The sequence below is a fragment of the Kitasatospora aureofaciens genome (assembly GCF_001188955.3).
In the GTDB taxonomy this organism is placed as follows: Bacteria; Actinomycetota; Actinomycetes; order Streptomycetales; family Streptomycetaceae; genus Kitasatospora; species Kitasatospora aureofaciens.
On sequence record NZ_JPRF03000054.1, the window covers coordinates 1 to 22,834 of the forward strand.

Annotated in this window: 20 protein-coding genes; 10 read left to right on the plus strand and 10 right to left on the minus strand. The window is 73.9% G+C overall.

Annotated elements, in window-relative coordinates; genetic code table 11:
* Positions 1 to 600: 600 nt before the first annotated feature.
* Together HS99_RS30035 and HS99_RS30040 are read left to right on the plus strand one after the other, a co-directional pair.
* The gene (locus HS99_RS30035; protein ID WP_030552220.1) at positions 601 to 1,770 is read left to right on the plus strand and encodes an exonuclease SbcCD subunit D; all 1,170 of its coding nucleotides are present in this window, start codon (positions 601 to 603) and stop codon (positions 1,768 to 1,770) included.
* On the plus strand, positions 1,767 to 4,811 hold the full coding sequence (locus tag HS99_RS30040; RefSeq protein ID WP_030552222.1) for an AAA family ATPase: 3,045 nt from the start codon (positions 1,767 to 1,769) through the stop codon (positions 4,809 to 4,811). The genes HS99_RS30035 and HS99_RS30040 overlap by 4 nt, the downstream gene beginning before the upstream one ends.
* A 97-nt stretch (positions 4,812 to 4,908) precedes the next feature.
* On the opposite strand, the gene HS99_RS30045 is transcribed toward HS99_RS30040, so the two are convergent.
* Positions 4,909 to 5,142 (minus strand): hypothetical protein, encoded by a 234-nt coding sequence (locus tag HS99_RS30045; RefSeq protein ID WP_033351891.1) that lies wholly within the window; start codon positions 5,140 to 5,142, stop codon positions 4,909 to 4,911.
* A 114-nt stretch (positions 5,143 to 5,256) separates the two neighbouring features.
* On the opposite strand from HS99_RS30045, the gene HS99_RS30050 reads away from it, so the two are divergent.
* Positions 5,257 to 5,814, plus strand: a complete 558-nt coding sequence (locus HS99_RS30050; protein WP_030283054.1) for a DUF1990 domain-containing protein — start codon at positions 5,257 to 5,259, stop codon at positions 5,812 to 5,814.
* A gap of 67 nt (positions 5,815 to 5,881) precedes the next feature.
* On the opposite strand, the gene HS99_RS30055 is transcribed toward HS99_RS30050, so the two are convergent.
* A complete protein-coding gene (locus HS99_RS30055) occupies positions 5,882 to 6,337 on the minus strand; it encodes a YjbQ family protein (RefSeq protein ID WP_046385912.1) in 456 nt (151 codons plus the stop codon).
* A gap of 219 nt (positions 6,338 to 6,556) precedes the next feature.
* Positions 6,557 to 6,826, minus strand: a complete 270-nt coding sequence (locus HS99_RS30060; protein ID WP_072654281.1) for a hypothetical protein — start codon at positions 6,824 to 6,826, stop codon at positions 6,557 to 6,559.
* A gap of 792 nt (positions 6,827 to 7,618) precedes the next feature.
* Here HS99_RS30060 and HS99_RS30065 point away from each other — a divergent pair.
* Positions 7,619 to 9,823, plus strand: a complete 2,205-nt coding sequence (locus tag HS99_RS30065) for a bifunctional glycosyltransferase/CDP-glycerol:glycerophosphate glycerophosphotransferase (protein ID WP_030552224.1) — start codon at positions 7,619 to 7,621, stop codon at positions 9,821 to 9,823.
* Between the two features lie 64 nt (positions 9,824 to 9,887).
* Here HS99_RS30065 and HS99_RS30070 read toward each other — a convergent pair whose 3' ends face one another.
* A complete protein-coding gene (locus HS99_RS30070; protein WP_030283062.1) occupies positions 9,888 to 10,100 on the minus strand; it encodes an EF-hand domain-containing protein in 213 nt (70 codons plus the stop codon).
* Between the two features lie 177 nt (positions 10,101 to 10,277).
* On the opposite strand from HS99_RS30070, the gene HS99_RS30075 reads away from it, so the two are divergent.
* Positions 10,278 to 10,946: a lysophospholipid acyltransferase family protein gene (locus HS99_RS30075; protein WP_030283064.1), complete on the plus strand. Its 669-nt coding sequence runs from the start codon at positions 10,278 to 10,280 to the stop codon at positions 10,944 to 10,946.
* Positions 10,947 to 11,066: 120 nt separating this feature from the next.
* On the opposite strand, the gene HS99_RS30080 is transcribed toward HS99_RS30075, so the two are convergent.
* Together HS99_RS30080 and HS99_RS30085 are read right to left on the minus strand one after the other, a co-directional pair.
* Complete coding sequence (locus HS99_RS30080; protein WP_030283067.1) at positions 11,067 to 12,902, minus strand: ABC transporter ATP-binding protein; 1,836 nt, start codon at positions 12,900 to 12,902, stop codon at positions 11,067 to 11,069.
* A gap of 187 nt (positions 12,903 to 13,089) precedes the next feature.
* Entirely contained in the window at positions 13,090 to 13,863 is a 774-nt protein-coding gene (locus HS99_RS30085; RefSeq protein ID WP_030552226.1) for an SDR family NAD(P)-dependent oxidoreductase, read from the minus strand.
* A gap of 154 nt (positions 13,864 to 14,017) precedes the next feature.
* Between HS99_RS30085 and HS99_RS30090 the strand changes: the two genes are divergently transcribed.
* From HS99_RS30090 to HS99_RS30105, 4 genes are all read left to right on the plus strand, one after another.
* Positions 14,018 to 14,233, plus strand: a complete 216-nt coding sequence (locus HS99_RS30090) for a hypothetical protein (RefSeq protein WP_030552228.1) — start codon at positions 14,018 to 14,020, stop codon at positions 14,231 to 14,233.
* Between the two features lie 69 nt (positions 14,234 to 14,302).
* Positions 14,303 to 15,031: a hypothetical protein gene (locus HS99_RS30095; protein ID WP_043388458.1), complete on the plus strand. Its 729-nt coding sequence runs from the start codon at positions 14,303 to 14,305 to the stop codon at positions 15,029 to 15,031.
* Positions 15,028 to 15,963 (plus strand): DUF6895 family protein, encoded by a 936-nt coding sequence (locus tag HS99_RS30100; RefSeq protein WP_030552232.1) that lies wholly within the window; start codon positions 15,028 to 15,030, stop codon positions 15,961 to 15,963. Before HS99_RS30095 ends, HS99_RS30100 begins: the two co-directional genes overlap by 4 nt.
* Positions 15,960 to 16,991: a serine hydrolase domain-containing protein gene (locus HS99_RS30105; protein ID WP_046385913.1), complete on the plus strand. Its 1,032-nt coding sequence runs from the start codon at positions 15,960 to 15,962 to the stop codon at positions 16,989 to 16,991. Before HS99_RS30100 ends, HS99_RS30105 begins: the two co-directional genes overlap by 4 nt.
* A gap of 35 nt (positions 16,992 to 17,026) precedes the next feature.
* Here HS99_RS30105 and HS99_RS30110 read toward each other — a convergent pair whose 3' ends face one another.
* Entirely contained in the window at positions 17,027 to 17,707 is a 681-nt protein-coding gene (locus HS99_RS30110; RefSeq protein ID WP_232543102.1) for a LysE family translocator, read from the minus strand.
* A gap of 95 nt (positions 17,708 to 17,802) precedes the next feature.
* Between HS99_RS30110 and HS99_RS30115 the strand changes: the two genes are divergently transcribed.
* The gene (locus HS99_RS30115; protein ID WP_030552238.1) at positions 17,803 to 19,131 is read left to right on the plus strand and encodes an aminotransferase-like domain-containing protein; all 1,329 of its coding nucleotides are present in this window, start codon (positions 17,803 to 17,805) and stop codon (positions 19,129 to 19,131) included.
* Between the two features lie 106 nt (positions 19,132 to 19,237).
* Here the strand turns inward: HS99_RS30115 and HS99_RS30120 are convergent, their stop codons facing one another.
* The 3 genes from HS99_RS30120 to HS99_RS30130 are packed head-to-tail and all read right to left on the minus strand — an operon-like array spanning position 19,238 to position 22,811.
* The gene (locus HS99_RS30120; protein ID WP_030283080.1) at positions 19,238 to 20,143 is read right to left on the minus strand and encodes an SDR family oxidoreductase; all 906 of its coding nucleotides are present in this window, start codon (positions 20,141 to 20,143) and stop codon (positions 19,238 to 19,240) included.
* A complete protein-coding gene (locus tag HS99_RS30125) occupies positions 20,140 to 21,171 on the minus strand; it encodes an alpha/beta fold hydrolase (protein ID WP_030552240.1) in 1,032 nt (343 codons plus the stop codon). The genes HS99_RS30120 and HS99_RS30125 overlap by 4 nt, the downstream gene beginning before the upstream one ends.
* Positions 21,168 to 22,811: a flavin-containing monooxygenase gene (locus HS99_RS30130; protein ID WP_078938845.1), complete on the minus strand. Its 1,644-nt coding sequence runs from the start codon at positions 22,809 to 22,811 to the stop codon at positions 21,168 to 21,170. Before HS99_RS30130 ends, HS99_RS30125 begins: the two co-directional genes overlap by 4 nt.
* Positions 22,812 to 22,834: the final 23 nt, after the last annotated feature.

The window sequence follows — 22,834 nt, forward strand, 5'->3', positions numbered from 1 at the left end:
CCCGCCAATCGGCAAACCCCCGGCTCCGGCTCCGGGCCCCCGCCCGCCGAACAACGACGCCCGCGGGGCCCGAGCCGCCCTCGGCGCCGGCACCGCCTGCGCCTCCCGCATCGACCCACGCCGCACCACCACGACGCCCAACACCTCGTACACCGACTCCCGCGCAGTCATGGGTTTCCTCCCGTTCACTCGACCAGCACGAAACAGCACGAACGAACCACATCGGCCGCCCCGACTCCCGGAGCCCCGATGCCACGGAACATACACAGAGCCACCGACAATCCACTCCAAGTAATCGAACACCGGCGCTCGGCACCCCCTCCGATGGGGCAAAGTTGGCCCGCCGTCCACACAGAACACCTGCCCCAGCCCTCCGAGGAACACAATGCGCCCCTCCTCGCACCCCGCCCCGCCGACGGCCCGTCAGCTGAACCCGAGGACGGGCCCGCCCCCGGCTTCCCTCGCCCCCCGGCTTCCCCCGGGCCCCGGCCCCCCTGGCGCCGGCGCCCCGGGCTCCGGCACCCTGAGCCCCGGCCCCGGTACCCGCGTGAACACCGAGCCCGGCGGGATTGTCCGTGGCGGACGTTAGGGTCGGGGACCATGCGACTGCTGCATACCTCCGACTGGCATCTCGGGCGTTCGTTCCACCGGGAGAGCCTGCACGACGCCCAGCGCGCCTTCCTGGACCACCTGGTGGCGGTGGTCCGGTCCGAGGGCGTGGACGCCGTGCTGGTCGCCGGGGACGTGTACGACCGGGCGCTGCCCGGCCTGGACGCGGTCGCGCTCTTCGACGACGTGCTGCACCGGCTGGCCGACCTCGGCGTGCCGACGGTCTTCATCAGCGGCAACCACGACTCGGCCCGCCGCCTCGGGGTCGGCGCCGGGCTGATCGGGCAGGCCGGGATCCACCTGCGGACGGACCCGGGCGAGTGCGCCGAGCCCGTGCTGCTGGCGGACCGGCACGGGCCGGTGGCGGTGTACGGGCTGCCGTACCTGGAGCCGACGCTGGTCCGCGAACGGTTCGGGCTGGCCAAGGGCGGACACGCGGCGGTCCTCGGCGCGGCGATGGACCGGGTCCGGGCCGATCTGGCGATGCGCCCCGAAGGGACGAGGGCGGTGGTGCTGGCGCACGCCTTCGTCACCGGCGGCGCGCCGAGCGACAGCGAGCGGGACATCGCGGTCGGCGGGGTCGCCGCCGTGCCCGCCTCGGTGTTCGACGGGGTCTACTACGCCGCGCTCGGCCACCTGCACGGCTGCCAGACCCTCGCCCCGCACCTGCGCTACAGCGGCTCCCCGCTCGCCTACTCCTTCTCCGAGGCGCGCCAGCGCAAGACCATGTGGCTGGTCGACCTCGCGGCCGACGGCTCGGTGACGGCCGAGCGGGTCGACTGCCCGCAGCCCCGCCCGCTCGCCACCCTGCGCGGCACGCTGGAGGCACTGCTCACCGAGGAGGCGTACGCCGAGCACGAGCAGTCCTGGGTGCAGGTCACCCTCACCGACGCGGCCCGGCCGAGCGAGCCGATGGAGAAGCTGCGCCGCCGCTTCCCCCACACCCTCCAGTTGCTGTTCGACCCCGAGGACGGCGGGGCCGAGCCGTCCCGCTCGTACGCGGCGCGGGTCAGCGGCCGGGACGACCTGGAGATCGCCGAGGGCTTCCTGCGGCACGTCCGCCCCGGCGCCGAGCCGGAGCCGGACGAGCTCGGCTGGCTGCGCGAGGGCTTCGAGCGCGTCCGCGAGGGCGCCGACCGGAAGGCGGACCTGCCCCGATGAGGCTGCACAAGCTCACCGTCACCGCCTTCGGCCCGTTCGCGGGCAGCGAGACGGTGGACTTCGACGCGCTCGCCGCCGGCGGCCTGTTCCTGCTGCGCGGCGCAACCGGCGCGGGCAAGAGCAGCGTGCTGGACGCGGTCTGCTTCGCCCTGTACGGCGAGACGCCGAACGCCCGCCGGGCCAACCGCCTGCGCAGCGACCACGCCGCCCCCGGACGGCTGACCCAGGTGGAGCTGGAGCTGACGCTGGGCGGACGCCGGCTGCACATCACCCGGCTGCCGGAGCAGCGCCGGCCGAAGAAGGTCGGCACCGGCACCACCGTCGAGCGCCCGCAGACCCTGCTCCGCGAGTGGGCCGCCGACGCGGGCGACGGCACCCCCGGCTGGCGACCGGTCAGCAAGTCGCACCAGGAGGCCGGAGAGGAGATCCACCGGCTGATCGGCATGAGCCGGGAGCAGTTCTGCCAGGTGGTGCTGCTGCCCCAGGGCGACTTCGCCCGCTTCCTCAAGGGCGACTCGGAGGAGCGCGGCAAGCTGCTGCGCCGCCTGTTCGACACCGAACGCTACGGGCTGGTCGAGGCCTGGCTCGCCGAGCAGCGCCGCGCCCAGGAGAGCGCCGTCCATTCCGGTCGGCGCCGCCTGCGCGACCTCGCCAGCAAGGCCGAGCAGGCGGCCGGTCCCGCCGCCGAGCCCGCCGGGGAGTGGGTGCCGGCCGAGGACGGCGACGCGGACCTGACGGCCGGGGTGCTCGGCTGGGCGGCGATCCTGCGCAGCGGCGCGGCCGAGCAGCTCGCCGTCGCCGAGGCGGCGCTCGCGGGCGCCGAGGCGGCGCAGCGGACGGCCCAGCACGAGCGCGAGGCCGCCGAGGAGCTGGCCGGACGACAGCGCCGGTACCGGGAGGCGCTGGCCGAGGCCGAGCGGCTGGCCGGGTTCGGAGAGGCCGCGGCTCGGGACCGTCACCGCTTGGCGGCCGCGCAGGAGGCGGTCGGCGTGGAGGCCGCGCTGCGGCTGCGGGAGAGCGCCGCCGAGGCGCTCGACCGGGCACGGGCGGCGGAACAGCGGCATCGGGAGGCACTCGCCCGGACGGACGGCGGAGGGCAGTTGCCGACCGGGGCCGGAGCCGACGCCGCCGAGTTGGCCGAGGCGGAACGGCGGCTGCGAGCCGAGGTGGTCCGGCTGGAGGCGGCCCGGGCGGAGGAGCGGCGCCGTACCGAACTCGCCCGGGAGCAGCACGCCCTGGCACGGGACCGGCGCGCCGCCGAGGACCTGGCCGAGGAGGCCGAGGACTGGCTGGCCGAGTTCGACGGCGAGCTGGCCCGGTTGGAGCAGCAGCAGACGCGGGCCCAGATGGCGAGCACCCGGGTCGAGCAACTGGACGGACAGCGGCGCGAGTTGACCACCCGCCTGGGCGCGGCCCGGGAGCGGGACGGTCTGCTGGCGGAGATTGCCGCCGCCGAACCGAGGGTCGCCGAGCTGCGCACGGCCGCGCTGGACGCCCGCGAGTTCGGCCTGGACCTGCGGGACCGCCGCCTCGCGGGCATGGCCGCCGAGTTGGCAGCGCAGCTGCGCCCGCACGAGGCCTGCCGGGTCTGCGGCTCACCGGAGCATCCGGCACCAGCCGAGGCCGCCGAGGGCGACCGGGTGAGCGCCGAGGACGAGGAGCGGGCCGGCCGCGCCCAGGCCGCCGCCGAGCGGCTCTGGGGCGAGGCCGACCAGGCACTGACCGCGCTGCGGGTGCGCGAGGCGGCCGCCGCCGGTGCGGCCGGGCCGGAGAGCGCGGACGTGCTGGCCCGAACGCTCGCCGAGCTGGAGCACGAGCACCGCACCGCGCTGCAGGAGGCCGAGGCGCTCGGCCGGGTCGGGCAGGAGATCGCCCGACTGTCCGAGGACCGTGCCCGCCGACTGGAGGAGCTCAATGAGGCCAGGGAGCGCGCCGCCGTGCTCACCGACCGGCTGGCGAAGCTGGACGACGAGCAGCGGGCGCTGACCGCCAGGGTCGCGGCCGCCCGGGGCGAGGCGGCCTCGGTGGCCGACCGGGCCGCATCGCTGACCGGGCTCGCCGAGGCCGTCGCCGCTGCCGCCGCTGCCGCCCGGACGGCGGCGGAGGCACGGGCCCGGCTGGATGAGGCGGAGGAGGAACTCGGCGGGGCCGCCGCCGCGGCGGGCTTCCCGGACGCCGGGGCGGCGCTCGCGGTACTGCTGCCGCGCGAGGAACGGGAACGGCTGGAGGCCCGGCTGGAGCGGCACCACGCGGAGTCGGCCGCCGTCCGGCACGAGCTCGCGCTGCCCGAACTGGCCGAGGCCGCAGCCCGTCCGCCGGTCGACCTGCCCGCCGCGGCGGCCGCGCTCTCCGCCGCCACCGACCGGCTCGGCCGGGCGCATGCGGCGCGGTCGGCGGCCCAGGAACGCTGCACGGCACTCGCCGAGATCGGGCGGCAGCTGGGCGCCCTCGCCGCCGAGCTGGCGCCGGCGCTGGAGCGTTACCGGCGGATCAACCGGCTCGCCGCACTGGCCGCCGGCACCTCCACCGAGAACCGGCTGCGGATGCGCCTGGAGTCGTACGTCCTGGCGGCCCGGCTGGAACAGGTCGCGGCGGCGGCCAGCGATCGGCTGGTCCGGATGTCCGGGGGCCGCTACACCCTGGTGCACAGTGACGACCGGGGCACCGGCAACAAGCGCTCCGGCCTGGCCCTGCGGGTGGTCGACGCCTGGACGGGCACCGAGCGGGACACCGCGACGCTCTCCGGCGGCGAGAGCTTCTTCGCCTCGCTCTCCCTCGCCCTCGGCCTGGCCGACGTGGTCACCGACGAGGCGGGCGGAATGCCGTTGGACACCCTGTTCATCGACGAGGGCTTCGGCACCCTGGACGAGCAGTCCCTGGAGGAGGTGATGGACGTCCTCGACGGCCTGCGCGAGCGGGACCGCGCGGTCGGCATCGTCAGCCACGTCGCCGATCTGCGCAGCCGCATCCCCGCGCAGCTACTGGTCCGCAAGGGGCGGCACGGCTCCACCCTCGCCCTGGCCGGACGGGAGGACGCGTAGCGGCGGCGGGCACCGCCGGTTCGCCGCCGCTCGAGCCGGTCCGGTTGGTCATGTCGGACCTTTCAGACGCCTCAGACGCTCAGGCCCCTCGGTTCCCTCAGCCCGAACAGGCGATCCGCTGGGCCTGCTGCCAGGCGCAGGTCGGACACAGCGTGCTGCCCGGCTGATCGGCGGGCAGCACGGTCGGCTCGCCGCACAACACGCAGTCGGCCCGCGGGCCGGTCGCCGCCGGGTCCTCGCGCAGCGCCGCCTCGGCCGAGTCGGTGGGCGCCGGCTCGCAGACCGCAGCGTTCGCGCTCGCAGCGGCCTCGTTCGTCGCGCTGTCGCTCATGACGCCTTCCTACTCTCCGGCCCCGCCCCACCGCAAGGCGCCTTATCTCAAGGCTCCCCACCCCAAGGCGCCCCACCCCAAGCGCTCCCCCAACGCCCGACTACCGTGGCCGCCATGGTTGGCGATCTTCAACAGCGACTACGGGCCGCCCGGGCCACCGAGCCCACCTACCCCGAGGTCGGGGCCACCCGCCGCGGCCGGCTGCCGGACGGGTACGCGCATCTGCGGCGGCGGGTGCACCTCGGGCACGGGCCGGAGGTGCTGGAGCGGGCCGGGCGGTACGTGCTCGGGTGGGGCAGCCAACTGGGGACCGGGTTCGCCGTGTACCCAGGCGGCCCCGCCCGGGAGGGAGCCACCGTGCTGCTGCGGCTGAGCCTGCCGGGCAGCCGGTGGCCGCGGCTGGTGATCCCCTGCCGAGTGGTGTGGACCGTGGCCGAGCCGGACCGGATCGGCTTCGCGTACGGGACGCTGCCCGGCCATCCGGAGTGCGGCGAGGAGTCGTTCCTGGTGTCGATGGACGCCGAGGGCGAGGTGTGGTTCGAGGTCGCCGCGTTCTCCCGGCTGTCCGCCTGGTACGCCCGGCTGGGCCGACCGGTCGCGCTGCTCTGCCAGCACCTGGCGATCGAACGCTACCTCGCCGCCCTGGCCGGCCACGTCGCCGCGGGCCGCTGACCCGAACCGCCCGGCCAAGAACCGCGCGGCTCGGGACCACCCGCCCCGGAAACACCCGGGGCACCGCTCAGCCGAGGAAGGACAGCCGGACGGTGCGGCGCGGGTTGTCCCCGTTGGTGTCGATCAGCACCACCGACTGCCAGACGCCGAGCGCCAGTTGACCGCCGAGCACCGGCAGGGTGGCGTGCGGGGCGACCAGGCCGGGCACCACGTGGTCCCGTCCGTGGCCGGGACTGCCGTGCCGGTGGCGCCAGCGGTCGTCGGCCGGGAGCAGGTCGCGCAGCACCGCCAGGAAGTCGTCGTCGCTGCCCGAGCCGGTCTCCAGGACGGCGATCCCGGCCGTGGCGTGCGGGACGAAGACGTTGAGCAGCCCGTCCCGCCCGGGGGCCCGCTCGTTGAGGAACGCGACGCAGCGGTCGGTGATGTCGAGCGCGACCTCGCGGTTGCCGGTGGTGATCTCCAGGGTGGTGCTCTGGAAGGAGCCGGTGGACCCGGCCGACGTGGAGTGGTTGTTGTCCGCCATGGCGCCATCCTGACCCAGGTCAGCGGGTCGGGCGTACTGCCTCGCCGACCGCCCGCGCCGGGGCGTCGGGCTCGCGTAGGGTGAGGGGTTCGGACCGGAGCAGCGGTCCGGGCCGCGGATACGCCGACGACCCGACGGACCGGGTGGTCCGACGGGTCGCTCACGGTCCGGCCGCCGAGCCCCGGGCCGCACCCGGGGGCCAGGCCCCGGGACCGACTGTTAGCCGCGCCCGCCGAAGAGGCTCCGCCTCAGCCGACGCAGCGGCGCCAGCAGCGAGACACGGGTGTGGCGGCGGCGAGCCGCCGCCGGGGTGCCGGCGCCGCGCGGCGTCAGCTCCCTTATCAGCCCGAGCGCCTCGGCGGTGTCCACCGCCGAGAGCGCGGGCGCGCCGAGCACGGCCAGGTGTCGGTCGATCCTGCGGCCGGTCGCGCCGACACCGCACTGGATCGCCGGCACACGGGGCCGAGTCCGCACTTGCATGTGTTCCATCAGTTTTTCCCACCCCTACGAGGCGCCAGGGCCGTGAGGCGAAGACTATCCGTGAGGGACGGTCTTCGCGCAACCGTCCTTGGTGTTGTGCCACCGTACCGTGCGACGTCAACTGACGATGCACCAGGGGCCGCCCGGGCGATCACGACTAGGCATCAATGATGGTGCACGACCAGCCGTCCGTCATCAGGACCAGGAGGCGCGGACCCGGCGCCCGCATCCGCGGCATGCGCCGGGCGCACGGAAGCGGACGGCCGGTGCGGCAGCCGTATCGACGAAACCGCTGCCGACGCCCCTCCCCACGCCTCCCCCGATGCCCTTCCGACACCCTCCCGCCGCTCCTCGCCCGGCTCCCCATATAGGGGACAGCCGTCACGTCGACAAAGCGATCACCGCGTCACCGTCCGACTTCATCCGACTTCATGAAGTGAACGCATTCGAGGGATTGACTCCCGCCAATCCTCCAAGCAATATCTGATGCACACGCCCAGGTGCCCGCACCGCACCCATGCGCGTGTTCGAGTCGTGAACGACGCGACTCGGTGAAAGACTCCGGCTCCTGCGGGCCACTGCCCGGTCACCTCGACGCTGCGGTGGCCAGGCCCGCGTGGTGCCCGGACCGGCGGCCGGCCGTAGAGGGTCGGCCGGGCCGCCACCAGACTGCCGGTGCCGCCCCGCTCGGGGCCCGGCACCGGCGGTTCCGGGCCCCGTCACGCGCCGGTCACACCGCCCGCCTTCCGCAGCCCGACGTCCCCGCAGGTCGCGCCGTGCGGATCGGTAGACTCGGCCAGCGTGTCCCTCCTCCTCAGCATCGTGCTTCCGGTCCACGGCGTGGAGCGGTACCTGCCGCGCTGCCTCGACTCGATCCTCGGCGAGACCCCCGCCGCCGAGACCCGCTTCGAGGTGATCGCGGTCGACGACCTCTCCCCCGACGGCTCCGGCGCGATCCTGGACGCCTACGCCGCCCGCGACCCCCGGCTGCGCGTGATGCACCTCACCGAGAACCAGGGCCTCGGTGGCGCCCGGGCCGCCGCCCTGCCGCAGGTGCGCGGCGAGTACGTCTGGTTCGTGGACAGCGACGACTGGCTGCCCGAGCGGACGGTCGGCGTGATCCTGGACGAGCTGGCGCAGGAGCGCCGCCGCGAGGTGCCCGCCGACGTGCTGCTCACCGACTTCACCCACGTCTATCCGGACGGCGGGAGCGAGCCCAACCCCTGGCGGCACGTGCTGGTCGGCTCCCCGCTGGTCGAGGGCTGCACCCTCGCCGAGCACCCGGCGCTGTTCCAGACCGTGATGTCGGTGTGGAACAAGGTGTTCCGCCGCGAATTCCTGGAGGGCCTCGGCGTCGCCTTCGGCCGCGGCTACTACGAGGACATCTCGGTCACCTACCCCGCGCTGCTGGCCGCCGAGCGACTGCGCTACCTCGACCGCCCCTGCTACTTCTACCGGCGCGGCCGGGACGGCGCGATCACCGCCACCGCCTCCCCCAAGCACGCCGACGTGTTCGCCCAGTACGACGCCATCTTCGCCTTCATCAACCGTTCCGACCGCCCCGGCAGGCCCGTCCCGGAGTCGCTGCGCACCCTGGTCTTCGACCGGACCGTCCGCCAGGCGCTGAACGTCTACGACACCCCCGGGCTGGTCCCCGTCGCCCGGCGCAAGGACTACTTCCACCGGATCGCCCTGCACTTCGAGCGCCACCGCCCCGCGGACTACCGCTTCCCCGGCGGGGTGCGCGGCGTGCAGTACCGGCTGGCCGCCCGCGGGGCCCGGATCGCCTACGCCGAGCTGCGCCGCACCGGCCGCCTGCCGCGCGAACTCAAGCGCGGGGCGAGGGCGGTGGCGCCCGCGGTGAAGAAGGGCGTGCGCAGCGGCGCCCGGTTCACCGCGTACAACGCCTTCCGGCGGCTCCCGCTGGACGAGCACCTGGCGGTCTACGCCGCGTACTGGCACCGGGGTTACGCGTGCAACCCGGCGGCGATCTACGAGAAGGCCAAGGAACTCGCCCCGCAGATCCGGGGCGTGTGGGTGGTGGAGAACCGCCGGCAGGCCGACGCCATGCCGCCCGGCGTCCCGTACGTGATCGTCAACACTCCCGCCTACCTCAAGGCGATGGCGACCGCGAAGTACTTCGTCAACAACGTCAACTTCCCGCGCACGATGGCGAAGCGCCAGGGCACGGTGCACGTCCAGACCCAGCACGGCACCCCGCTCAAGGCGATGGGCATGGACCTGCGGGGCCGCCCCGAGGCCGCCGAGGGGATGGACTTCGACCGGCTCCAGGAGGCCATCGACCGCTGGGACTTCCTGGTCTCCTCCAACCCGCACACCAGCGAGCACTTCTCCCGGGCCTTCCCCGGCCGGTACGAGATGCTGGACACCGGCTACCCGCGCAACGACCGGCTGGCCAACGCCACCCCGGAGGAGGTCCGGGCGATGCGCGAGCGGTTCGGGCTGCGCCCCGGCACCACGGCGGTGCTGTACGCACCGACGCACCGCGGCGGCAAGGGCGGCTACGTGCCGCTGCTGGACGTGGCGGAGCTGGCCCGGCGGCTGGGCCCGCGCTTCACGCTGCTGGTGCGCACCCACTACTTCCACACCGACGGCCCGGGCGACCTGACGACCGGTGCGGACGCGGCGGAGATCGTGGACGTGTCGACGCACCCGGTCGTGGAGGACCTCTACCTGGCGGCGGACGCACTGGTGACGGACTACTCGTCGATGATGTTCGACTACGCGGTGCTGGACCGTCCGGTGGTGATATTCGCACCGGACTGGGAGGAGTACCAGCGCGAACGCGGCGTCTACTTCGACCTGTTCGCGGAGCCGCCGGGCGCCGTCACGGTGGACGTGGACGGGCTGGCGCGGGCGCTGCGCGCGGGGGATCCGGAGCCGGGGGCCCGGGCGCGGTTCCGGGCGAAGTTCTGCGTCTGGGACGACGGCGGCGCGGCGGAGCGGGTGGTGCGCCGGGTGTTCCCGATGGGTCCGGCACGGTAGAGGACGGGCCCACGGACGGGGTCGGGGCCGCCGGCAGGGCGGACCCGGCCCCGTCCGCGCGGGCTCAGCGCTGACGCGCGGCCAGGAACTCCTCGAAGTCCAGGAAGCCCTGGTGACGGGTGTCCATCGCGTGGATCAGCGCCTCGGCCATCGAGATGGTGACGCTGTGGTCGCCCATCTCGTTGGCGGCCAGCGCGTACTCGGCAGCGGTGATCTTGCCGTCGCCGTTCTTGTCGAAACGGTCGAACATCTCCTTGATGGCCTCGACGCTCTCCATCGTTTCCTCCTGCGTACTGCGGGGTCTTGCTCGGTTCGGACGGCCGTACCCTACCCGCCCGTGGTGTTCGCCACGGTCTCCGGGAGTGGACGCACGCCGGGGTGGGTGTCGTAGTCTGCGGGTCTGATTGCTGACCCGGGCGCCTCCCGGGCGGTCGTTCGTCCAGGGAGGGAAACCGTGCTCGACCTCGCCACCAGGCTGGTGCTGAAACCCGTTTCGCGGGGGATCTGGCGCCCGGTCATCGAGGGCATCGAGAACGTGCCGCGCAAGGGCGGGGTGATCCTGGCCAGCAACCACCTGTCGTTCATCGACAGCGTGGTGATCCCGCTCACCGCCCCGCGGCGGGTCCACTTCCTCGCCAAGGCCGAGTACTTCACCGGCACCGGGCTCAAGGGCCGGGTCTCCAAGGGCTTCTTCGAGGCGATCGGCGCGGTGCCGGTCGAGCGCGGCACCTACCGTTCCGCGCAGGCCTCGCTGGAGTCGGCGCTGGAGATCCTGGAGGACGGCAAGGCCTTCGGCATCTACCCCGAGGGCACCCGGTCGCTGGACGGCCGGCTCTACCGGGGCAAGACGGGCGTCGCCTGGCTCGCGCTGACCGCGGGCGTTCCGGTGGTGCCGGTGGCCCTGGAGGGCCCGGAGCAGATCCTGCCGATCGGCAAGCGCGTCCCGCGGATCAAGAAGGTGACCGTCCGCTTCGGCGAGCCGCTGCACTTCGACGAGCTGCACGGGCAGGCCCGTTCGCTGAAGGCCCGTCGGCAGGTGACCGACGAGGTGATGGCGGCGATCCAGCGGCTCTCCGGCCAGGAGGTCGTGGAGAGCTACAACGAGATCCCGAAGGCGGCCTGACCGCCCTTCGGACCGGTCACCTTGCGCTCGACGGCCGCCGGGCCGCCGGGCCGCCGGGCCGCCGGCCCGCTTGTCCGCGGCCAACGGCTACGGAGTCACGCGTGGCCGAGGCGGACGGGCTCACGCGTGGCCGAGGGCGGCCGCCGACAGGGCCGCGGCCTCCGGCGCCTCCCGGCGCAGCAGCGCCGCGTACCGGCCGTCCAGCTCCACCAGCTCCTCGTGGGTACCGAGTTCGACCACCTCACCGTGGTCGAGCACGGCGATCTGGTCGGCGGAGCGGACGGTGGACAGCCGGTGCGCGATGGTGATGGTGGTGCGGCCGGCGGCCAGGGTGTCCACGGCCTGCTGGACGGCCTGTTCGGTGCGGTTGTCGAGCGCGCTGGTGGCCTCGTCGAGGATGAGCACCGGCGGGTTGCGCAGAATGGTGCGGGCGAGCGCGAGGCGCTGCTTCTCGCCGCCGGAGAAGCGGTAGCCGCGTTCGCCGACCAGGGTGTCGTAACCGTCCGGGAGGGCGGCGATGGTCTCGTGGATCTGCGCGGCCCGGGCGGCCTCGACCAGTTCGGCGTCGCTGGCGCCGGGCTTGGCGAACCGCAGGTTGTCGGCGACCGAGGCGTGGAAGAGGTAGGTCTCCTGGGAGACCACGCCGACCGCGCGGGACAGGGTGTCGAAGGACAGCTCGCGCACGTCCACGCCGTCCAGGGTGACCCGGCCGCCCGTGACGTCGTACAGCCGCGGCACCAGGTAGCTGAGGGTGGTCTTGCCCGAGCCGGTCTCGCCGACCACGGCCAGTGAGGTCCCGGCCGGGACCTTGAGTTCGACGCCGGTCAGGGTCGGGCGCTCCTGCTCGGGGTCGTAGCGGAAGTCGACGGCCTCGAAGCGGACCTCGCCGCGGATGTCGGTCAGGCCGACCGGCCTCGGCGGTTCGGCGATCTCGACCGGCAGGTCGAGGTACTCGAAGATGCGCTGGAAGAGCGCGAGCGAGGTCTGCACGTCCACGCCGGTGGAGAGCAGGCTGACGGTCGGGCGGAACAGGCCCTGCTGGAGCGTGACGAAGGCGACCAGGGTGCCGACCGAGACGATCGGCGCGCCCGCGGCGGAGGTCAGCCCGGCCGCCCAGTAGATCAGCGCGGGCATCGCGGCCATCACGATCATGATGGTGTTCATCCGCCAGCGCCCGGCCATGCTGGCCCGCACCTCCAGGTCGGCGAGCTGGTCGGACTGCTCGGTGAACTCGCGGGCGAGCGAGTCGGACCGGCCCATGGTGCGGCCGAGCAGGATGCCGCTCACCGACAGCGACTCCTGGACGGCCGAGCTCATCGCGGCCAGCTGCTTCTGCCGCTCGGTGGTGATCTTCTTGCGCTCCCGGCCGACCCGCCGGCTGATCCAGACGAACAGCGGGAGCAGGAGCAGCGAGACGACGGTCAGCCGCCAGTCGAGGGCGACCATGGCCACGATCGAGGCGATCACCGCGGTGAGGTTGGAGACCAGGCTGGTCGCCGTGGAGGTCACCGTGGACTGCATGCCGCCGATGTCGTTGGCGATCCGGGACTGCACCTCGCCGGTGCGGGTGCGGGTGAAGAAGGCCAGCGACTGCCGTTGGAGGTGGCCGTAGACGGAGGTGCGCAGGTCGTGCATGACCCGCTGGCCGACGGTGGTGGAGATCAGCGTCTGCAGCACGTTGAAGATGCTGTTCACCACGGCGGTGAGGATCATCCCGAGCACGAGCAGGCTGAGCAGCCCGGTGCGGCCCTGCGGGATGGCGGTGTCCAGCACGGCCCTGAGCAGGAACGGCGAGATGACGGACACCACGGCCGAGGCCGCGACCAGCAGCCCGACGGTGGTGAGGCGGCCCCGGTACGGGCGGAACAGCGCGAGGATGCGCCGCCACTGGGCCGGTGGGCGGGGATCGCCCTCGGCGCGGTCGGGCGGGGTCCAGTCGATGGCGGCGGGCCTCAAGAACGGGCCTCCCTGGATCGGGCGCGCAGGGGCGTGGGCGCAGCGGCGGGCATGGCGGTCGGTCGGGTTTCAGCATAGCGAGACTAGCTCATAGTTAGGCAAGCTAATAGTGAGGATGACTCTATTCCCGCTGCCGCTCCCCGGCCCGACCGCCGCTGCGCCCCAGCCCGTCCGGCGGGTACGCGCCTCAGTTCGTCCGGTAGGTGCGCGCCGCCTTCGAGGAGAGGCCGCCGAGCTTGCCGGACGGCAGCACCCGGGCGACCGCCACGGCCAGCTTGTAGCGCTTGCCCGGCACGGACACCGAACGGCCGCGGGCGAGGTCGCGCATCGCCTCGTTCACCACGCGCTCGGCCGACAGCCAGGACCAGGACGGGATGTTGCCGGTGCCCATGCCCGCCCGCTGGTGGAACTCGGTCCGGGTGAATCCGGGGCACAGCGCCATCATCCGCACGCCCGTCCCGCCGAGGTCGCGCAGTACGCCCTGGGTGAAGCTCACCACCCACGCCTTGCTCGCCCCGTACGTGCCGCGCGGCAGGAAGGCCGCCACCGAGGCCACGTTCACGATCGCACCCCGGCCGCGCTCGCGCATTCCCGGGAGGGCGGCCGTGGTCAGCCGCAGAATAGCCTCGACGTGCACCTTCAGCATGTCCAGCTCGTCCTGGAGCGGAACGGTCCCGAAGGCGCCCTTGTTGCCGAAGCCGGCGTTGTTGATCAGGAGGTCCACCGGGCGCTCGGCGTCGGCGAGCCGCGCTTCGACGGTGGCGATGCCCTCGTCGGTGGCGAGGTCGGCGGTCAGCACCTCCACCTCGGTGCCGTACCGGGCGTGCAGGTCGGCGCTCGCGCGCTCCAGGCGCTCGGTGTCCCGGGCCACCAGGACGAGCCGGTAGCCGCTGCGGGCGAGCCGGCCGGCGAAGGCGGCTCCGATGCCGGCGGTCGCGCCGGTGATCAAGGCTGTGGTCATGCCCCCGACCGTACCGACTCCCTGCGGCCACGCCCACACCCCGGGCGGCTCACCTGGTCGGCCAGCTGCGGATGCAGGCAATCGATCGTGCTCGTAGTCTCGGACGAGGCATCGCCCCACCGGGCGGTGCGATCCAGGTGAGGAGGCGGATCCGATGCTCACTCAGTTCCGGACCGAAACCGCCTCGGCGTCGAGCAGTGCGACGCTGGCCGAGGCCGAGACTCTCGCGAGTCTGATGGTGGAGGACGAGGCCGTCGTGTCCGACGCGCCCACGCACCTGCCGGAGGCCCAAGGCCTGCTGCTGCTGACCGGGCTGCTGGCCCTCTCTCCCAAGGTGCCCAAGGCCCCCAAGGAGAAGCCGGCCCGGTAGCCGGGCCGCTCCGCCCAGGGCCACGCGCCCAGTGCCGCTTCTCGGATGTGCGAAGGAGGGACCCTCCGCATGCCGTTCGCCGACACGTCACTCCGCGACGAGTACGCCGCAGCGGTCGAGCAGGTGGCGGGCCGGACCCTCGACGCCCTCCGGGACGGCGGGGGCCCGGCCGCACTCACGGCCCGTGACACCACCGCGCCCCGCCCGCTGCTGGCCGCCGTACGGGTGCTCGGCGCGGACCTGTTCGCCCCGCAACTGCTCACCGGGGCCGAACCCGACGGACCCACCGCCGAACTGCTGGTCGAGGCCCGGCGCACCCTTCCTCCTCCGGCTGCCGGGTCCGAGGAGGCCGCGCTGGCGATCGGCTGGCAGGACTGGGCCGCCGACCGGATGCTGGCCCGGACGCCGTTCGGGGCGGCCGTGTCGCCCGCCGCTCCGCCGCGCACGCCCCCCGCGCCGTCGCCCGGTTCGGAAACCGCCGGATGGCAGGCCTGGGCGGTGCGGATGGCGCAGTTGTCCGTACTCGCACTGCCCGGCCTGGACGGGCCGGTTCACGAGGACGCCCGCACCCACACCCTGGGCCTCGCCCGGGGCGCGACCCGCGCCATGCTCCGGAACGACCTCACCACCGCCGTTCGACTCGCCCGCTGGCTCGCCTGGGCCCGGGCCGACGGCCGTCCGGTCCGGCTGGAGATCGAACCCGTCCTGGAACGGATCCGCCTGGTCGGCGCCGGCAGCGCTCGCATGCGGCTGGAACTCGACGTCGCCCACGGCCTGTTGAACGCTGGTCCGCGATGACCGACACCCAGGTGCTCACCGTCGCCCAACGGCTCGGCACCCGGGCGCTGGCCTGGTTGCACGCGCACTACACCGACGGCAGGGGACGGCTCACGGACAGCACCGTCATCGACCTGGCCGATCCGGACGACGTCTACAAGCCGCTCTGCGAGACCGCGCTGGCCGCCTCCCTGGTGCTCCGGGAGGGGGTCGCCGGTCCGCGCGACACCCGGGCGGCGCGGGAACTCCTCGAGACCGCCTGGGCCCAACTGCGCGGGGGCGACCTCCTCTACGACCGACAACTGCGGCACGTCGCGATCACCGACCCGCTGGAGACCTACGCGCACTTCGCCCGGGCGGGCTACCGCCACGCCGCCCTGGAGGAGCTGCTGAACTCCCTCGGCCGGCTCCGGGCCGTCCACGCCCTCGAAATGCAGGGAAGCCGCCGACTCGCCCTCGCCAACGCCTGGCGGATCGCCGGACTGGAACACCGGCCGGACTGGCCCGCGCTGGCCCGGGCGACCTGGCTCGGCGCCCGCCCCGAGCCGTGGACCATCACCTGGGTGATCGGCTACCAGGTCACCCACACCGTGTTCCACCTCACCGACTGGGGCTCCCGGCCCGACTGCCTGCCCGAACCGATGCGCGACTACCTGCGCGACTGGCTGCCGGTCTGGCTCGACGTCTGGCTGGAGACCGGAGAGTGGGACCTCGTGGGCGAGTTGCTCATCGTCGACTCGTGCATCGGCGAGCCGGTCACCGGCCGGACCGGGTGGGAGGCACTGGCCGCGCTCCAGCACCCGGACGGACTGATCCCGCGCGACGCCGTCACGCCCGTCCACGAGGACCCGGAGGACACCTTCCGCGAGCACGAACACACCGCCGTCGTCGGGGTGGTGGCGGCCACCGTCGCGCTCTCGCGCGCGCTCGGCGGCACACCGGCGCCCGCGTGAGCGAACTGGCCACCGCGGTCGCGGCGACGCTGCGGGCAGCCGAGCCGTACGCGACCGCCGTCACGGTGGCCGTCGCGCGCGGGGACCGGGAACAGGTCCGGTGCCACGGTCGGCTCGGCCTCGCACCGGTCGCGCCGCCGTGCACGCCGGAGACCGTCTTCGAACTCGGTTCGGTGACGAAGACCTTCACCGCACTGCTGCTGGCGCAGATGGCCGCGCGGGGCGAACTCGCCCTGGACGACCGGCTGGAGCACCACCTGCCACCCAACTGGCGCCCGGCGAAGGTACGTTCGGCCGACCCGGTGCGACTGCTGCACCTGGCCACCCACACCTCGGGGCTGCCCCGGCTGCCGCCGGGCCTGCTCGCCAGCGCCGCGCCCGCCTGGTTCACCAATCCGTACGCGACCTACGGTGAGGACCAGTTGCGCCGCGGCCTGGCCCGAACGACGGTGCGCGGCAGACCCGGTAGTCGGTACTGCTACTCCAACTACGGAGTCGGCCTCCTCGGGCGCCTGCTCGCCGAGAGTGGCGGACTGCCGTACGGGGAGCTGCTCGCCGAACGCGTATGCGGACCGCTCGGACTGCGCTCCACGACGTGCGCCCCGGACGCCCCGGGCCTGGCCGTCGGGTACCGCCGCGGACGGCCGGTACCGCCCTGGCGCATCCCCGGACTGCCGGGGGCGGGCGCCGTGCGGTCGTCCGGGGCCGATCTGCTGCGCTACCTGCGGGCCCACGCCGTGGGCACGGGCGGCGAGTTGGGCGCCGCCCTGCGGAACGTCCAGCGGCTACGGCTGCGGCTGCCCCACTCGACGGACCGGCTCGGCCTCGTCTGGATGCACCGCCGCTCGGGCGTTCGCGACCTGTACTTCCACTCCGGCGGCACCCGGGGGTTCACCAGCTTCGCGGGGTTCTCGCCCGAGGGCCCGACCGCCGTCGCCGTCCTCGCCAACACCGCACCGGCACCGGACGGGCGCCTCGTCCGAGCGGGGTACGAGGTGTTGCGGGCGGCGGCGGCCGGGGTCTCCTAGGCCTCCTGGGCCTGGTAGGCCGACTGGGACAGCTCTCAGGCCGCCACCGTCCTGGCGCGGTCGGCGGCGATGCGCACCGCGAGGCCGGCGAGGACGGTGCCCATCACGTAGCGCTGGACACGCAGCCAGACCGGGCGGCGGCCGAGGAAGCCGGCGATGCTGCCCGCGCTCATCGCGATCAGGCCGTTCATGCCGACCGCGATCGTGATCTGGACCAGGCCGAGCACCAGGCTCTGCACCGCGATGTGGCCCCGCTCGGGGACCACGAACTGGGGCAGCAGCGAGATGTACATGACGGCGATCTTGGGGTTGAGCAGACAGGTCAGGAAGCCCATCGCGAACAGGCGCCGCGGCGGGTCCGGGGGCAGTTCCTGAGGGGCGAAGATCGCCGTGCCGCCGGGCTTGACCGCCTTCCAGGCCAGCCAGAGCAGGTAGCCGGCCCCGGCCAGCTTGATCACGGTGTAGAGGACGGGAACCACCGAGAAGACCGCCGCCACCCCGGCCGTCACCGCGACCAGGTAGACCAGGAACCCGGCGGCGACGCCTGCCAGCGACACCAGTCCGGCGCGGCGGCCCTGGGATATCGAGCGCGAGACCAGGTAGATCATGTTCGGCCCCGGTGACAGCACCATGCCCAGCGCCACCGCGGCGATGCCGAGCACCGCGTGGCCGTCCACCGCGTGCAGGGCGCCCGTGATGTTCATCAGCTCGTCCATGCGTCGAGGCTAGGGTGCGGAGTGATCTCGATGCAATGATGACTTTGCACTCGGTGCAATCGCCCGATGCGGGGAGCACGAGGGGTTGGTTCGCCATGGACGACTACCGGCTGATCGCGGACGAGGTCGCCGCCGACATCACCAGCGGACGGCTGCGGCCCGGCCAGCAGCTGCCCACCCAACGCGCCTTCGCCCGCCGGCGGGGCATCGCCGCCTCGACGGCGGGCCGGGTCTACCGCGAACTGGTCCGGCGCGGGCTGACCGTCGGGGAGGTCGGGCGGGGCACCTTCGTCCGGGCCGGGGGGCGGTCCGGGGAGAACGGGCGGATCGCCCTCGCCGAACCGGCCACCGCGCCGATCGACCTGGAACTCAACTACCCGAGCGCGCCCGGGCAGGCCGAACTGCTGGCCGGCGCACTGACGCCCCTGCTGCGGGCGGACGCGCTGGAGGAGGCGCTGCGACCGGTCGGCGCGGCCGGAACGGACGCCGCACGGCAGTCCTTCGCCGGGCTGCTGACGGCGGGCACGGGCGGTTGGGAGGTCGAGGCGCGGGGGCTGCTGTTCGCGGGCAACGGACGGCAGGCCGTCGCGGGGGCGCTCGCCGCGCTGGTGGCGCCCGGACAGCGGCTGGGGGTCGAGGCGCTGACCTACCCGGTGGTCAAGGCGGTGGCGGGGCGGCTGGGTGTCCGGCTGGTGCCGCTCGCGGTGGACGAGCACGGGCTGCGGCCCGACGCCGTCGCGGCGGCCCACCGGACGGCGCCGCTGAGCGCGGTGTACCTCCAGCCCCGGCTGCAGAACCCGCTCGGCACCAGTCTGCCGCCCGAGCGGGCGGTCGCGCTGGCGGCGGAACTGCGCCGACTGGACCTGCCGGTGGTCGAGGACGCCATCTGGTCCTTCCTGCGTCCCGAGCTCGCGCCGCTCGCCGCGCTCGCGCCGGAGCGGACGGTGCTGGTCGACAGCCTGTCCAAGCGGCTCGCGCCGGGACTGACCGTCGGGTTCGCGGTCGTCCCGGACGGGCTGCGCGAACGGGTCGCGGGGGCGCTGCGGACCGGTGGGTGGACGCCGAGCGGCTTCGCGCTGGAGGCGGCGGTGCGCTGGATCGCGGACGGGACGCTGGCCGCGGTGACGGCGGCGAAACGGACGGACGCGGCGGCGCGGCAGGCACTGGCCCGGGAGGCGCTCGCGGGGCAGCGGCTGCGGGCGGACCCGTGCTCGTACTACCTGTGGTGGGAGCTGCCGGGCAGCTGGCGGGCGGAGGCCTTCGTCGCCGCGGCGGCGCGGGCGGGGATTTCGGTGACACCCGCGGCGGCCTTCGCGGTGGATCCGCGGAGCACGCCGTCCGCGGTGCGGGTGGGGCTGGCCTCGCCCCCGTTGCCGGTGTTGGCGTGGGCTCTGCGGGTGCTGGCGGGGATCGCGGACGGGTGACGGGCGACGGGTGACGCCGGCAACTGACAAGGAACAGCTGACAGACTTCAGATTTCAGATTTCGAAATCTGTCATCTGTCAGCTGTCAACCGTTCGCCGTCAGCCGTCAGCCGTCCGCCCCCGACCGGGTCGTGCGCGCCGCCGTGTCCGCGGCGCCGCCGGCCCCGACTGCGCGCAGTCGCGAGGCGGCGGTGGCCGCGAGCTGCGGGGCGAGCTTGGCCACGTCACGGGAGCCGACCACCGCGATCAGGCTCGGCAGCAACCACCGGACCGGCTGCATCCCGCGCAGCCAGGCCTGGGCGTACACATGGGCGGACCGACGGGCGATCCCGGCGACGATCCGGTCCACCGCGGGCTCCAGCGGATAGGTCTTGTTGGCCGGCCACGGCAGCCGGCCGCGCATCTGCTTCAGCACGGTGTCCTCGTCGGCGCCGCGCACCATGTCGGTGTCGGTCCAACTCAGGTACCCCACCCCGACCTTGACCCCCTGATAGGCGACCTCGGCGCGGATCGAGTGGGCGAAGGCCTCCACCCCGGACTTGCTGGCGCAGTACGCGCTCATCAGCGGTGCGGGCGTCAGCGCGGCGAGCGAGGCGATCTGCAGCAGGTAGCCGCGACTCTCGACGAGCGCCGGCAGGAAGGCCCGCGCGGTGGCGACGCTGCCGAGCAGGTTGACCTCGATCACCCGGCTGAACGCCCGGTGGTCGCTGTCGGCCAGCGGTCCGCCGATCGCGATCCCGGCATTGGCGACCACGGTGTCGATCCGACCGTAGTGCTCCTTGATCCGGTCGGCGGTGTCACTGAGCGCCTCCAGGTCGGTGACGTCCACCTCCCACGCCGTGGCGGCCGCGCCGCACTGCGCCGCGACGGCCTTCAGCTCCTCCGGCTCCAGGCCGAGCAGCGCGACCTTGGCCCCGCGCCGGGCCAGCCTACGGGCCAGCGAGGCGCCAACCCCGCGGGCGGCCCCGGTGACGACGACGACCTGCGCGGACAACGGCGGGACGGCGCTCATGCGACGGTGGTCCTCTCAACGACGGGCACGGCGACGGGAGCAGGGACGGAAGCAGCAGCGGGAGCATCGACGGAAGCAGCGGCCGAGGCGGCGGCGGAGGCGGCATCGGAAGCGGCACCGGTCAGGTGCGCGGCGGCCATCCGGTGGATTTCGGCGGCGACCTCCACCGGCCGCTCCAGCGGCGCCATGTGCCCGACCCCCGGGAGCAGCAACAACCCCTGTGGGTCCGCCAGTTCGGCGACGATCCGGTGAGCGTGCACCGGCGGGGTCAGCCGGTCCGCGGTGCCCACCACTACGGCGGTGGGGGCGGTGACCCGGCCGAGCCCGGCCCGTACGTCCAGGCGGTCGAGCACTCCGGCCCAGTGGAAGCGGACCGCGGCGGGGCAGGCGTGCACGATCCGGGCCGTCGCCTCGACCTGACCGGCCGGCGAACTCGGCCCCATTGTCGCGTACTTGAGCGCCGCCCGGCTGACCGCCGAGACAGGACCGAGCGGCATCCGGGAGCGCAGCAGCCGCCGGTGCAGGAAGCGCCGCAGGCCCGGGGCGCGGACGACGTCCGACAGGACGGTGAGCTCGGCGACCAGCTCGCTCGGGCCGGTGGAGATCAGGACGTTGGCGGCGGTGCGCTCGGCGACCTCGGGTCGGCCACCGGCGGCCATGATGGTCATCCCGCCCATGCTGTGCCCGGCCAGCACCGCCCGCTCCCCCGCCGGAACGGTCCGGGCGAGCACGGTGGCCAGGTCCTCGGCGAGTGCCCGGGTGGAGTACCGGGCGCGGCTGGGCGGGATCTCGCTGCGCCCGTGGCCGCGCTGGTCGTAGACCACGACCCGGTAGCGGTCGGCGAGTTGGCGGATCACCGGGGCCCAGAACGCGGTCGAGCAGGTCCAGCCGTGGGAGAGCACCACGGTGGGCGCCCCGGGCCGGCCGTGCACCTCGACGTGCAGCCGGATGCCGTCGGCCGAGCGGATGCCCAACTCCTCGACGGGCGTGGGCGGTACGTAATCCGCGGGAAGCTGGACGGAACTCATGCGTTGGCCTCCTGGACGGTTCGGGCGGCGGTCGGGGCGGTGGCCATGATCAGCTCGTACTCGCCGAGGTCGACCTTGCGGGTGGCGCGCCGGAAGGAGGTCGTGGAGCCGGGCCAGAGCACGGTGTTCCTGCCACTCGGGTCCAGGTACCAGCTGCGGCAGCCGCCGGTGGTCCAGACGGTGCGGTCCATCCGGTGCTGCAGTTCCAGGTTCCACTGCCGCTGGGCGCGGACGGTGGGCTGTATGGCGGCGGCGCCGACCGAGTGGAGCGTGGTCAACGCATCGATCATGTAGTTCAGTTGGGACTCGATCATGAGGATCATCGAGCTGTTGCCGAGGCCGGTGTTGGGGCCGATCACGAAGAAGAGGTTGGGGAAGCCGTGCACGGTGGAGCCGCGCAGCGCCTCCATGCCGTCCTTCCACTCCTCCGCCAGGCTCGTCCCGTTCACCCCGAACACCCGGGCGCCGATGGGCATGTCGGTGACGTGGAAGCCGGTGCCGAAGACGATGGCGTCCACCTCGTGCTCGCTGCCGTCGGCCGCGACCAGGGTGGAGCCGTGCAGCTCGCGCAGGCCCGAGGAGACCACCTCGGTGTTGGCGGCGGCGAGCGCCGGGTAGTAGGTGTTGCTGAGCAGGATCCGCTTGCAGCCGATCCGGTAGTCCGGGGTGAGCTTGGCGCGCAGTGCCGGGTCGGCAATGCCCTGGGCGATGTGGCGTTCGGCGAGTCGCTGGACGAGGCGCAGCAGTCCGGGTCGGCGGACGAAGGCGTCCACCTGGATCTCGCGGAGCGCGAACAGGGTGCCCCGGCGGATCTTGGCGGTGACCGGCAGTCGGCCGTGGAGCCACTTCTCCAGCTGGGTGATCTCCCGGTCGCGGCGCGGCAGGACCCAGGCCGGGGTGCGCTGGAAGACCGTCAGCTTTCCGGCCTTCGGCTGGATCGACGGGATGATCTGGGCGGCCGAGGCTCCGGTGCCGACCACGGCGACGCGCTTGCCGGTCAGGTCGTAGTCGTGGTCCCAGCGGGAGGAGTGGAACACCTTGCCGGGGAAGGTGCTGAGGCCGGGCAGGTCGGGGATCTGCGGGTCGGCGAGCGGTCCGGCGGCGGAGACCACGGCGTCGGCGGTCCACTGGCCGGCCGAGGTGGTGATCCGCCAGCGGATTTGTTCACTCTCCCAACGCGCTTCCAGCACCTCGGTGTTGAAGCGAAGGTGCGGGCGGAGGCCGAAGACGGTGGCGACCTTCTCCAGGTAGGCGCGGATGTCCGGCTGGCCGGAGAAGCTGCGCGGCCAGTAGGGGTTGGGCGCGAAGGAGAAGGAGTAGAGGTGCGAGGGCACGTCGCAGGCGCAGCCGGGATAGCTGTTGTCGCGCCAGGTGCCGCCGACGGAGTCCGCGCGCTCCAGGACGACGAAGTCGGTGATCCCGGCGCGGCGAAGCCGGACGGCCGCTCCGAGGCCGCCGAACCCGGAGCCGATCACCGCCACCCGCACGTGCGGTACGGCCTCCGCCGCAGCGCCGGTTCCGGTCGCGGCGCCCGGGTCCGCCGCAGCGCCCCGGCCTGTCGCGGCGCCCGGGCCTGTCGCAGCACCTGGGTCGGTCGCTGCGGACGCGCCGGAGCGGGGGCGCTTGCTGCTGGATGCCATGCGGCCTCCTTCTGAAGGGTGGG

Excerpts from the sequence above, each read along its gene's own strand:
- HS99_RS30035 (WP_030552220.1), top strand. The coding sequence starts at position 601 with ATGCGACTGCTGCATACCTCCGACTGGCATCTCGGGCGTTCGTTCCAC.
- HS99_RS30040 (WP_030552222.1), top strand. The coding sequence starts at position 1,767 with ATGAGGCTGCACAAGCTCACCGTCACCGCCTTCGGCCCGTTCGCGGGC.
- HS99_RS30045 (WP_033351891.1), bottom strand. The coding sequence starts at position 5,142 with ATGAGCGACAGCGCGACGAACGAGGCCGCTGCGAGCGCGAACGCTGCG.
- HS99_RS30050 (WP_030283054.1), top strand. The coding sequence starts at position 5,257 with ATGGTTGGCGATCTTCAACAGCGACTACGGGCCGCCCGGGCCACCGAG.
- HS99_RS30055 (WP_046385912.1), bottom strand. The coding sequence starts at position 6,337 with ATGGCGGACAACAACCACTCCACGTCGGCCGGGTCCACCGGCTCCTTC.
- HS99_RS30060 (WP_072654281.1), bottom strand. The coding sequence starts at position 6,826 with ATGGAACACATGCAAGTGCGGACTCGGCCCCGTGTGCCGGCGATCCAG.
- HS99_RS30070 (WP_030283062.1), bottom strand. The coding sequence starts at position 10,100 with ATGGAGAGCGTCGAGGCCATCAAGGAGATGTTCGACCGTTTCGACAAG.
- HS99_RS30085 (WP_030552226.1), bottom strand. The coding sequence starts at position 13,863 with ATGACCACAGCCTTGATCACCGGCGCGACCGCCGGCATCGGAGCCGCC.
- HS99_RS30090 (WP_030552228.1), top strand. The coding sequence starts at position 14,018 with ATGCTCACTCAGTTCCGGACCGAAACCGCCTCGGCGTCGAGCAGTGCG.
- HS99_RS30095 (WP_043388458.1), top strand. The coding sequence starts at position 14,303 with ATGCCGTTCGCCGACACGTCACTCCGCGACGAGTACGCCGCAGCGGTC.
- HS99_RS30100 (WP_030552232.1), top strand. The coding sequence starts at position 15,028 with ATGACCGACACCCAGGTGCTCACCGTCGCCCAACGGCTCGGCACCCGG.
- HS99_RS30110 (WP_232543102.1), bottom strand. The coding sequence starts at position 17,707 with ATGGACGAGCTGATGAACATCACGGGCGCCCTGCACGCGGTGGACGGC.
- HS99_RS30115 (WP_030552238.1), top strand. The coding sequence starts at position 17,803 with ATGGACGACTACCGGCTGATCGCGGACGAGGTCGCCGCCGACATCACC.
- HS99_RS30120 (WP_030283080.1), bottom strand. The coding sequence starts at position 20,143 with ATGAGCGCCGTCCCGCCGTTGTCCGCGCAGGTCGTCGTCGTCACCGGG.
- HS99_RS30125 (WP_030552240.1), bottom strand. The coding sequence starts at position 21,171 with ATGAGTTCCGTCCAGCTTCCCGCGGATTACGTACCGCCCACGCCCGTC.
- HS99_RS30130 (WP_078938845.1), bottom strand. The coding sequence starts at position 22,811 with ATGGCATCCAGCAGCAAGCGCCCCCGCTCCGGCGCGTCCGCAGCGACC.